General features: G+C 34.4%; 15 protein-coding genes. 2 read left to right on the forward strand and 13 right to left on the reverse strand.

Annotated elements, in window-relative coordinates:
- Window positions 1-165 precede the first annotated feature (165 nt).
- The 5 genes from PQ511_RS23270 to PQ511_RS23290 form a co-directional block, all read right to left on the reverse strand.
- On the reverse strand, window positions 166-1,041 hold the full coding sequence (locus PQ511_RS23270) for an AraC family transcriptional regulator (RefSeq protein WP_273854299.1): 876 nt from the start codon (window positions 1,039-1,041) through the stop codon (window positions 166-168).
- 427 nt (window positions 1,042-1,468) lie between these two features.
- A complete protein-coding gene (locus PQ511_RS23275; RefSeq protein ID WP_273854300.1) occupies window positions 1,469-1,624 on the reverse strand; it encodes a hypothetical protein in 156 nt (51 codons plus the stop codon).
- Window positions 1,625-1,989: 365 nt separating this feature from the next.
- Window positions 1,990-2,820: a hypothetical protein gene (locus PQ511_RS23280; RefSeq protein ID WP_273854301.1), complete on the reverse strand. Its 831-nt coding sequence runs from the start codon at window positions 2,818-2,820 to the stop codon at window positions 1,990-1,992.
- Window positions 2,810-3,346: an RNA polymerase sigma factor gene (locus tag PQ511_RS23285; protein ID WP_273854302.1), complete on the reverse strand. Its 537-nt coding sequence runs from the start codon at window positions 3,344-3,346 to the stop codon at window positions 2,810-2,812. Before PQ511_RS23285 ends, PQ511_RS23280 begins: the two co-directional genes overlap by 11 nt.
- Before the next feature lie 233 nt (window positions 3,347-3,579).
- Window positions 3,580-4,374 (reverse strand): phosphotransferase, encoded by a 795-nt coding sequence (locus tag PQ511_RS23290; protein ID WP_273854303.1) that lies wholly within the window; start codon window positions 4,372-4,374, stop codon window positions 3,580-3,582.
- 570 nt (window positions 4,375-4,944) lie between these two features.
- Between PQ511_RS23290 and PQ511_RS23295 the strand changes: the two genes are divergently transcribed.
- Both PQ511_RS23295 and PQ511_RS23300 read left to right on the forward strand, forming a co-directional pair.
- Complete coding sequence (locus PQ511_RS23295; protein WP_273854304.1) at window positions 4,945-5,553, forward strand: TetR/AcrR family transcriptional regulator; 609 nt, start codon at window positions 4,945-4,947, stop codon at window positions 5,551-5,553.
- Between the two features lies 1 nt (window position 5,554).
- The gene (locus tag PQ511_RS23300) at window positions 5,555-6,154 is read left to right on the forward strand and encodes a nuclear transport factor 2 family protein (RefSeq protein ID WP_273854305.1); all 600 of its coding nucleotides are present in this window, start codon (window positions 5,555-5,557) and stop codon (window positions 6,152-6,154) included.
- A gap of 66 nt (window positions 6,155-6,220) precedes the next feature.
- On the opposite strand, the gene PQ511_RS23305 is transcribed toward PQ511_RS23300, so the two are convergent.
- The 8 genes from PQ511_RS23305 to PQ511_RS23340 form a co-directional block, all read right to left on the reverse strand.
- Entirely contained in the window at window positions 6,221-6,661 is a 441-nt protein-coding gene (locus PQ511_RS23305; RefSeq protein WP_273854306.1) for an NUDIX domain-containing protein, read from the reverse strand.
- A 139-nt stretch (window positions 6,662-6,800) separates the two neighbouring features.
- Window positions 6,801-7,232: a WapI family immunity protein gene (locus PQ511_RS23310; protein ID WP_273854307.1), complete on the reverse strand. Its 432-nt coding sequence runs from the start codon at window positions 7,230-7,232 to the stop codon at window positions 6,801-6,803.
- Window positions 7,233-7,503: 271 nt separating this feature from the next.
- Window positions 7,504-7,785, reverse strand: a complete 282-nt coding sequence (locus tag PQ511_RS23315) for a monovalent cation/H+ antiporter complex subunit F (protein WP_273854308.1) — start codon at window positions 7,783-7,785, stop codon at window positions 7,504-7,506.
- Window positions 7,786-8,048: 263 nt separating this feature from the next.
- Window positions 8,049-8,873 carry a polyamine aminopropyltransferase gene (gene speE / locus PQ511_RS23320; RefSeq protein WP_273854309.1) on the reverse strand — a complete coding sequence of 275 codons (825 nt, stop codon included), beginning with the start codon at window positions 8,871-8,873 and terminating at the stop codon, window positions 8,049-8,051.
- Window positions 8,874-8,890: 17 nt separating this feature from the next.
- Entirely contained in the window at window positions 8,891-9,205 is a 315-nt protein-coding gene (locus PQ511_RS23325; protein WP_273854310.1) for a DMT family transporter, read from the reverse strand.
- Window positions 9,205-9,546 carry a DMT family transporter gene (locus tag PQ511_RS23330; protein WP_273854311.1) on the reverse strand — a complete coding sequence of 114 codons (342 nt, stop codon included), beginning with the start codon at window positions 9,544-9,546 and terminating at the stop codon, window positions 9,205-9,207. The genes PQ511_RS23325 and PQ511_RS23330 overlap by 1 nt, the downstream gene beginning before the upstream one ends.
- A 14-nt stretch (window positions 9,547-9,560) precedes the next feature.
- Window positions 9,561-10,133, reverse strand: coding sequence for a TetR/AcrR family transcriptional regulator (locus PQ511_RS23335; RefSeq protein ID WP_273854312.1), 573 nt, complete (start codon window positions 10,131-10,133; stop codon window positions 9,561-9,563).
- A 244-nt stretch (window positions 10,134-10,377) separates the two neighbouring features.
- On the reverse strand, window positions 10,378-10,608 hold the full coding sequence (locus PQ511_RS23340; protein ID WP_273854313.1) for a hypothetical protein: 231 nt from the start codon (window positions 10,606-10,608) through the stop codon (window positions 10,378-10,380).
- Between the last annotated feature and the right edge of the window lie 633 nt (window positions 10,609-11,241).

Consider the following 11,241-nt stretch of genomic DNA (forward strand, 5'->3'; position numbering starts at 1 on the left):
AGACAGAAAACAGAAGAAACATACGGGAAATCGTATTTGAACGATTGCCCTGCTTTCCTATTTTCTTCAATGGTTTAGCTACAGGGTAAACAGTTTCTAAAAGAATTAAACCAATTATTTATTTTCATAGAAAAGAGCTGTCTAAAACAGCTCATTACTCTTTTACTAATCATTTTTCTTAACGGGAATCCAAATCTCACTTTTTACAGAGGGAGAAGTTAAATCTTTACTTTTAATTGACAAGATTTCAGGCCCTTCTGTTACTTGATAAGTGGAAGAAGGAAACCACTCTGAATAAATTTTTCCCCATGTTTCTTGTAATGTATGAGGGAATGTTCCGGTTGATTCAAATATCGCCCAAGTTAATGCAGGTACTTCAAGTTCAGTAAACTCTTCGGGACATTCGTGGGTTGTTGCCACTCCTATATACTGATCAAGTTGCCCTTTTTCTTCCATACGCCCTTCTGAAAAGTTACGCGATGCTTGAATCATCCCTTTGGGTTCAACATTTGAAAGTTTTTTTAACCGTTCTATTTTATCCATAGTCAAGGATTGCCACATCTCAGCTATTTCCGTATTTTCTCCCTCAAAAACAATTGAAACACGTTTCATAATACCAACGATATTAAATGCTTCCTGTTGTTCAATTCGATAGTCCATTTCAGTTCCTCCCCTAATAGATAATTGGAAGGTCATAAATGGATATGCTTTTAAATGCTGACCTCTGTTTCTTGCTTCTGTTGGTGTGACGCCATGTAAATTGAGAAAAGCTCTCGTGAAGGAGTCCGGTGAATGGTATCCATATTTCATCGCAACATCGATTACTTTTACATTACTATTTTGAAGCTCAAATGCTGCCAAACTAAGTCGTCTACGGCGTATATATTCTGATAACGTCATTCCTGCAAGAAAAGAAAACATTCTCTTAAAATGATATTCGGAACAATAAGCTAAACTTGCCACTACTTTGTAGTCAATTTCGTTAGTAAGGTTATCTTCAATATACTTCATTGCAGTATTCATGTCCTTAAGCAAATCCATTAATGTGACCTCCTTTCATCAATAGAATAACAGGAGTTTACTCTATTCATCCGACATTTTGTGCACCATTTTGTAGGGTTAATTTCTATTTTAATTTCGTTCTTTTTGAAATTGGTTTGTCCTCATTAAAACAAGCGGTTAAGTTAGTTCTATTCTTTCATCTACATAGTTAAAGACCATTATTCTTAAATAGCTCCGAAATTCTTGAAAACTTAAAAGGTTCTCTAAAAACTCGTTTTTACATAATGACGAACATTATTACATAAATGAACTCCATAATAATTTTCACCAGTTACATAAGCGTTTAATTTATAAGTCCGCCCTTCTATCATGGATAAACATTTTATACATAAAAACCGCCCTCTGAAAAGGCGGTAATATTAACTATTTTTCTTCTTTTCTTCAACGAATTCTATAGACATGTCTCCTAATTTTTCTCTAGTATAACAAGTGAAGAAACCAGTGGTACCAATCCAACTGGACTCTGAGAAACAACCTTCCATCCCTCTTGAAGAAGCTGATTTAACTCATTTAAGTTATTCTTTTTATCGGATTGATAATTAACTGTTATGGCCTTTTGCATAATACACCTCCTCGAACCCAATATGCTGTACGAAACACACCATTTATTCCCTTTTATATTAGAGCGACAAACAGAAATTACTTTAGATAATTATACAGCCGTAGCTTATCATAAGAAATAACCTATGGCGACATCCAGAAAACTTTTTCGTCAGTAATAAAAGAACATTACTGATTTAGTGCCTGTATCTAAAAAAGGTGTTCATTTTAATACCTTGTACGTTTTCCTCCATTAAAAGGTTCCAAATTCCTGTAATGATCTCGAAACTGAGTCTTACAGATAACTGCCCTGTTATTAACTTAAACAAAAAGGAGCGTAATCCTTTTTAGATTAACGCTCCGATTTAACAGAAGATAGACTATTATCTATCTTTCATCAATAACTTTCGCACCATCAGGTTGTTCCATTGAAAATTTAGACTCAGGTACTTCCTCTGAAAAGTTCAGTTCGATAATTTCACTTTCTTCATGACGCTCTTCCCCATTAATTTCTATTTCTCTAACTAGCAAATCAGTTTTTTGGTCAAACCAGAACTCTAGATATTGATCGCTTTCTTCACTTTCAGAAATCAAATACTTTTCAACTGTTCTTCCAAAGAACTCTTCCCTACCTATACTTTGGATTTTGGAAGGATCCATTTCAGAAAAAATGGCTTCTTCCACAGCGATACCAGGATTAGCGTTCTTTTCAATCAAAAAAATGTTTTTCTCCTGATCATAAGAAGCAATAGCGTCTCCATCAGAAATCGTGTAGTCTCCATTCTCATTTTCAGTACGCTCTTTTTGTCCATTGATATAGGTGGTTATTTCCTCGCCATTACGGTTTTTCTCAACTGCTTTAATCACATCGACTTCAGAAATCTCCATCATATTTTCAAATTTATCAGCAACCACTATATTTAAGGCACTTTGTACAGAAGCTTTCACAGCTGGGATATTCCATAGTGTTCCGGTTAAAACAATGAAACACATCGCTACAGCAGCCGAAATAGTCATAATTGACTTCTTTGATTTACGTAGAGGTTTATAGACACTATAAACCTCCTGCAATCCTTTCTCTGTTAAACCGGCATTCTTGGCATATGTTCTACATATCTCACATGTACGTAAATGAGTGGAAAGAGCCTCGGCTTTTCTTTTAGGAAGCTTCTCTATTGTTGACCCTATAATTAAATTGCGATATTCTTCACATTTCACTGTTGAAAACCCCCTTTGCTACACAAAGATCTACCAACTTTTTCTTTCCACGAAATAGCTTCGATTTTACATTTGGTACAGAGCAATGACACTCCTTTGCAATTTGTTTGTAAGAAGCTCCCCGATATCTCAATTCAAGGATATGTTGAGTTTCCTCATCGAATTCCGATAGTAAATGCCTAACCTCATTTAAAGTTTCTCTAGATAAAACATCATGTTCTGCTGATTTTCCATATTGATCAGATCGTTGTCTTAACTTTGTAAATTGCAAAAGTTTACTTTGTTTTGATTCGTTTCGTTGTAACTTTCGAAGTTCGTCGTAGGCAGCATTCCTTGAAACCACAGAGATCCAGGAGGAGACATTATTTGGAGAACTTCTTTCAGTTACAAGATGCTGATATACTTTTATTTTGACCTCTTGCACAGCGTCATCTACCATAGAAGAATTTCTTATAATAGACCTAACTGTTTTTTCAATCACATGATTGTTTTCTTCCATTATTTCAAGAACATAAGTATCGTCCAAAATTTCTCCCCCTTCCTCAATAAAAGACGTTTTATTTTTTATAAAAGTTGCATCAGATTACAAAAAATACTTTTCATGCTGATTCAAATCTATTCCTTCAAGTCTTTGGACGCAAAAAATCGGAGCTTATCTTACTATAGATAAGCTCCGATATAATTGAAGAAGATTAGAGTCTAAAAACAAAACTCAATTCACTCTAAAAAAAGTCTCAGTGTTGCCCCATAACCTTCTATTTATATCCACTCTTTTCCATGTTTGCGTATAAATATAATTTCTTTTTGATAGTGATCATAATGGCCCTCATCTATCATTTTTTGAAAAGCCATATCCCCTTCACTGGCTTTTCTTTTCATGTAGTTACATAAACCCTCTAATCGTTGCAAAACCACTTCTAAATAACCTTCTTTTAGAACCTCCATTCCGTAAGATTCAAAAAATAAGTTAACTCTATGTTTAATACGGAGGGCATCCGATGAAGCATTATAATAAACTGGCTCTCCGGATTCAGTATGGTAAAGCCTATTTAATGGAACACAAGTATAAAGAGTATAGGCAATGTCCCATATTCTAGGGCCAGGTGCAGCGACATCAAAATCAATAATGCCAACTGGTCTTTTATCATTAAAAATAATGTTGTATATGGTAAAATCATTATGGCAGAGTACCTCATATGGTTTTGGAGTGTTATCGATTGATTCCCACTTATCGCCATATGAAAAGTCGCTCACCGCATCATGGTAAAGACGAAGCATCATCGCTATTTCTTTTAAACCATCATTCGACCACATATAATTTTTCAAAGGATAATTGCCAGCTTCTCCTTCAATATACGATAAGATTTCTCTACCTTTTTCATCAACTCCTAAAAATCTAGGTGCATAACTGAAACCTTTCTTTTCTAAATGCAATAATAGCTTATGGATTCTAGAACTTACTGGCTTCAGTTCTCGACGAACAGTACCTCTCAAACGATAAACGTTTGAGACATTGCCTCCTGCAAGTTTTTCTTCGGATTCGTAGTTTGACATTTATTATTCCCCTTCCGTATTTTACAACTGGATTAGGGGGTCATATGATGTGATTTGTAGAGATGTAAAATTTATTTAACACAAAAAAGCAGATACAAAGGTATCCACTTGTGTTCGTAGGTATTAACACACCAAGCGCCCCTTGTTAATGACTTAAAAATAGATATACTTCGGCCATTTTCTTTCTAGGTGAGTATTCTATTTGATTATCTAATCATTACAAGGATGTCCACATTTGTGTTGAATTCCCCTTTCAATTACATCTCTATAAAAAGAGTACAGGAAGTTTTTTTCAATTATCAACCAAAATAATCTAATAGTTTTGATGTCTGCTTAATTCAATCCTTTATAACTTCCTGCACTAGTTAGTTTTCTCTTTATATTATGTAAACGCTCCGATTTAGTTGAAGACTTGAATTCGAGATAAACACCACCGAGTTCTACTTTTCTTTGCCATCACTAAAATAATCCTTTTCTCCATAATCAAAAAGATATTGACACAATATGAATACTAACCTACAATGACTTATGAGTCATTTTTGACTTAAAAGTCATAAGAGGAGAGGTTTTATGTCTGAAAGAATGGTTAAAAAGTTCAACAATAGAAATAAACTAATTCTTGAAACAGCTGAAAAACTAATAAATGATCATGGTTACCATCGAGTAAAAATGAGTGATATATCAGAGGAACTAGATATTGCGAAAGGGACTCTTTACTCTCACTACCAATCTAAAGAGCAGTTAACATTTTCCATTGTAAAGCCGAAAATGGATAACTTCTTAACCACTATGGAAAAAATAGAGTCAAGTAATCTTTCTGAAAGCAAAAAGATCGTCTCCTTCATTGAGAATGGATTTAGTAGTGACTTCTTCCATTTTGTTTTATCAAGTTTTCCAGATATGGGAGCGATATTCAGTGAAGACTATAACTCAGAACTTAAACTAATCCAGGAAAAGATTATCACGATTTTTGAACGTGTAATAAAAGAAGGAACTAGAAACAAAACCTTTCAAACGACAGTTCCCTCAAATTTTTTAGCCCTTCAACTATTGCAGATATTTGATCCTTTAATTTACAAGACCCTTGTGTCCTCAGGAGGCGTGAGTTCTAAAGAATTTGTAAATCAGTCTGTTACATTTTTTATGGCAGCGATCAATAATATTAAAGGAGAATATTGAGATGAACTATACCGAATTGAGAACTAAATTATTTGGAGAAGTGTTTTCTGAAATTGATTACTCTAGTTTAAGGGAATTTTTAATACAGTCCTATTTGTTTCTTGACGAATCGAATAAACTTGAAGCTAGAAGACTATTAGTGAATATATTTGGACTAAGTGATGAAGAGCTTAATGAAAGGTCTACAGCATTTATACATCATAATTCAAATAAAGCTACCCTTCTTAATACATTAAAAACCGCAGAAAACTGGGTCGAAAACTCAAATAAAAAAGATATCCCCGGCTTACTCGATTTTTCTCATTCAGACATCGAGATTATGGGACCAAAAGGTTCTATTAGTGGAAGCCACCACTTAACTGACTGGATAGAGCGTGCCAACCTTCGCCTTGATACCATCAGACGCTTTGCAAAAGGACACCATATAGTTCTTGAACAGCAAGGTACTTGGTATGATGAAAATGGCCAAGAAAAAGGTCATAATATCGTCTTTACGTTCATGAGAGTTATTGACGGAAAAGTTGTTTTCTTAGCGAGATACGACAATAAGGTTGAAGCTTTTCAAGTTAGTGAGTTAGATGAGGGAAACCTGATTGAATAAAACAAAGAGGCTCTTTGTAGCGCCTCTTTGTTTTAGAATTGCTCCGAGATAAATGAATATCTACTACTAAAATTTAATGTAGGAATTATCCTGTAGTATTTTATCTGACAGCTTGATGTTATCCTTTAAATATTCCGGCAACTCTGTATTAGCTAGAATCTCTGAAGTAGTCATCCAAATAACATCATCTACTTCATCACTGCTTTTAGGATAAGGCTCAATTGACTTATGGTAACATAGAAAAACAATATCAATGACATTGATCCCAGAATCAGTAACAAAAGAAGAACTATTTACGTATTTAAGTCCTGCAACTTCGCAGCCTACTTCTTCATAAATTTCTCTTTTCAAAGTTCTTTCTAAAATATCAGATGAAAAGCCTTCAAGTTCGCATTTTCCACCAACTAGCGAAAGGGTGCCTCCAGCGTGTTCTTCCTTTTCACTTCTCAAGATTAAAAGCCATTTACCGTTGCGCTCTATGGCACCCTCTACATTTACTACAAACATAAAACAATCCCCCTAAAAAAACATCACTTAATACCAATTATTTCAAATAGCCCCACATAACTCAATCTTTAATTCAGATAAAAGGAGCCTATCTTATTACAGATATGCTCCGATAATATGGAATATCAAATCTAACCTCTTAGGGTTTTCCGATTACTGGAATCTCCTCTAAAATAGCTTTTAATTCTTTTATTATATATTTTAAATACGATTGATCTGATTCAAAGTCGAATTTTAGAACGGCTCCAGTTCCTAAAGGATAACAGGTTTCTCCTGTCCACATTACTTTTCCTGTAAGATCCACTTCGGCTTCTAGCATAATGAAATCTTCCATGTTTTTAAAAGATGCTTTTCCCTTCAACGTTTCATCTAAATTTTTTAGTTCTTCCATAAAAGAAAATATTTCGTCCGTTCTTAAGCTTGCAGGAAATTCAACCGAGTAACCCGGTATTTCTATATTGATGATCGAGAAAATCCAATTTCCATCCCAGTAATCTGTGGCATCCGGATGCTGTCTGCCAATTACTTTAATAACAATATTCGTTTCATCTCCTAACAGTTTAAATTCCATTGATTAACCTCGCTTGTTCATTTATTTTCTAGACTACGAGCTAAGGTCAGTCTAAATAATAGCTCTTTTAGTTTAGCTCATCATTTAAAGAGAGTTACTATGTATTATGGGTGTTTCCAACCACACGGTGATATCTCCATGACAGATTTGCTTAAACCAATTATTTCAAAACCATCAATATAACTCAATTTTATATTTAAAATTAAAAGGAGCCTTTCTTATTACAGATAAGCTCCGATTTATTAGAAGATCTCACGTGTCCTCCACTTCCTTATTTTTCAATAATTTTTCCCTTTTCTAAAAACTTTGCCGTGGCAACAGTACCTATAAATGATAATATCCCTACAAGTAATATGACATCATTAAGGGCTGTAGATGATAATTTAATTGCTAACAAGCCACAAAAGGCTATTATACATGTGCCTATCGCATCTAAAGCAACTGCTTTGTCAGCTTCCGTTGGCCCTTTTAAAGCTCTGTATAATAATAAAAGGAGAGAAATTCCTATTATAGCCATACAGAAATTCACAGTCATCAAAACGATATTCGTCACCTTCCACAACTCCCTCTACCAAAATCAAATTTTCCAATCACTTCTCCGTTGCTTTTCAGATAGTTACTCCTTCGAGTTAACCCTAAAAAATCAGCCGCACCTAACTAACGATCGTTAGTTAGGTGACGATCAATAGGTTTATGAGTAAATCCTAATCCTGTACTAGGACGAATAGGAATCGGACGCCCCAAATGACTGTGCGTACAATAGTTACTCTAAAACGTCTCGTTTTCTAGATAAAATTCTAGGAATTTATCTTTTATTCACATAAGTTTTTTTACAAATTTAGGTAATGCAAAACTTGCATAATGTACTTCTGGTGTATAGTAATGTCCATCGATAACCGTAATGTTATGCAATGGTACTTCTAAAGGATCGTAAACCTTTGAACCCATAGTAAACGTCCACATGCCACTCGGGTAAGTGGGAATGTTGCAAGTGTAAAGACGAGCAATTGGAAAGATTTCTTTCGTATCACGTATAGCATTTTTAATGAGGTCTGCTTTAAACCACGGATTATCCGTTTGAGCTACAAAAATACCATCCTTTTTTAAAGCCTTTGCAATCCCTGCATAAAAACCTTTTGTAAACAAACCTGCAGCTGGACCAACAGGCTCAGTAGAATCAACCAGGATAACATCATATTTACCTTCACTTTTGATAATATGTTCAAATCCATCTCCAATGATCAATTTAGCTCTTGGATCACTATATCCAGACGAAATATGAGGTAAATGTTTCTTTGAATATTCCACTACTTTTCCATCAATTTCAACTTGTGCTACTTTTTTTACTTTATTATGCTTAAGTACTTCTCTAATTGTTCCTCCGTCACCACCGCCAACGATTAAAACATTTTTAGGTGAAGGATGTGTAAATAATGGTACGTGAGCAATCATTTCATGATAGACAAACTCATCTTTTTCAGACGTCATAACCATACCCTCTAATAACAACATATTTCCGAACTGCTCCGTTTCTACCATATCTAGCTTTTGAAAAGTTGTTTGTTCAATTTCTAGTGTGCGATTGACTTTTCCTGTGATACCGAATGAAGATGTTTGTTTCTCTGTAAACCATAATGACATAATATGTTCTCCTACTATTAACTAATGAGTTTTAGACCGACTGCAGCACTTAATACCATAGCCATAAAGATAATTCTAGCTAAGCTCTTCGATTCTTCGTAAAATAGTATTCCTACAAGCCCTGATCCCACTGTGCCGATTCCGGTCCATATGGCATAGGCCGTTCCCATTGGTAAAGATTGCATGGCTAAGCTTAAGAAAGTAAAGCTACTTCCTATACCTAGAAGGAAAACGGCAAATGACCGGATGTTTTTATTACGTAGTATGAGGTTTAAACCTGCCACACCTACAACTTCAAAGATTCCTGCAAAAACAAGAAAAATCCAACCCACTATGCTGCACTCCCTTCTTGATTAGGTTTTCCAGTCACAAATTTAAGACCCATTACACCTGTAAGAAGAACAAGAATTAAGATAATTTTTAGAAGTTTAAACGGTTCTCCGAATACTAGCATTTCAACTAACACTGTACCGGTTGTTCCTAATCCAGTAAATACAGCATAGGCTGTTCCTACAGGAAGTTCTGAGGTAGCTTTAATTAACAGACCAAATGATGCAACAATTGCAAGAAGCGTTCCAGTCCATGTCATGAAATCATCGGCATGTTTTAATCCAATAACCCAAATAATCTCAAGAACTGAACCTAATACCAACAAAGTCCAAGCGCGATTCATATCACTATCTCCTTTTATTTAGTAACGCCTTGCCAATAAACTTCCCATGAACTAGTGAGACGTTTTTGTAAGCGTTCTGGAAATCCATATAAAAGTTCAACTAGTAGACCATCAAGTATGGTTAAAAATGACAGCGCAGCAAACTCAGGATTAATCCCAGGCTTTAAATCATCTTTCTTATCTTCAAATAAGGAAAAATACAGTGACTCTAATTCATCAACAAATTCATTAGTACCCTTCTTAATTTGTTGTTCAAATTGTACCGGTGGAAAGAAAGAAGTTCTCATAAAGAAATTCATATTATGACTTTTTTCATAACGTCCCAAGTACTCGTTCAAAAAGGTATATAAAACCTCTTTTAGAGATGAAGAACTATTCTCCAGCATGTATTGTTTAATAAAGTACAACTCGTTTACTAGTGAATCGTTATACGTGCTAATAAAAAGGTCTTCCTTGCTCTTAAAATGTGCGTAGATCGATTGCTTTTTAATTCCCACTTCATTTGCAATAGAAGAAAGCGAAGCTCCCTGATACCCATGTAAAGCAAATTGATTTAAAGCCACTTCTTTTAAGTCATTAGATTTCACTTTTTTCACTCCTTACGAACGTTCGTAAGTCTATAGTAGCAAAATCTCTTTTTGCTGTCAATTTGGTAAAAAGGAGAGTAGCCTATAAAGTTTGTACTATTCTCTATTTAAATATGTAAAATATTTCTTATATTGATCAAACTAATACAATACTCCAAACTATTAAAACAAATTAAAAAGCCTATCTTATTACAGATAAGCTCCGAGATAATTGAGTATGAGATAAAACTTATTTCTATCAAATTCACCACTCAATATCTTTATAAATATCAGAGATAAATCTTCCATCAACTTTACCCTCTTCGAACAGTTGTGTCGCTGTACTAAACTCTTGCGTAAGTGAGCCTTTTACTTTTGTTAGGTAAAATTTCTCTTCATCATGGCTAATCCAATATTCATTATTTCCATAATGGAAATTGTACTCTTCTCCAATGTGAATTCCATTTTGAAACTCTTTGAACTGTTCTTTAGTCATTTCATCACTCCATTCAAGTGTTTCAACTAGAGATTGTAAAAAGCCAAACGAAAAGATTGAGAACCGGAGTTGATATTCCTGTGTTATCCAACTTTAGCTCCAATTTAGCTGATTACTAAACTGAAACCAAGAACGAATCCTCTTTATACCAACAAGCATTTAGTTTCAAACCCTGAACATGATATTATTTAGATTAAAAATAATTATTTAAAATGTTATTTCTTCGAAAGCAAAACGCGGTCTAAACCGCACAGTATAGGGTTCTTTTCTTTGTTCATTATAAATCAACAAATTACTATCTTTCTTTTCTAACCTAGTAACCTTATCAAAGCAGATATTTATTAACTCTGTTTCAGATACACCTATACTTATTTCGATTTCTCTAGGATGATAAGAGAGTGTCATTACTAATTTAATATTCATATCATCTTTTTTGGAATAAATGTATTCACCAACCTCCTCTTCAAAGATACTTATAGGTTCACTTTCGAATAATTCCAACAAATTGTTTATTGCAAAATAGAAGTGCAGACCTTTGCAACAGAAAAATGCAGAGTCCTGCACTTATTTTAATAAGGGCATAAAAAAAAAGACTTGCCAGTCACCCCAAGTCCCTCTAACGTAATTGGTGTC

This window comes from Guptibacillus spartinae, assembly GCF_028610625.1.
GTDB classification, from domain to species: domain Bacteria; phylum Bacillota; class Bacilli; order Bacillales; family Guptibacillaceae; genus Guptibacillus; species Guptibacillus spartinae.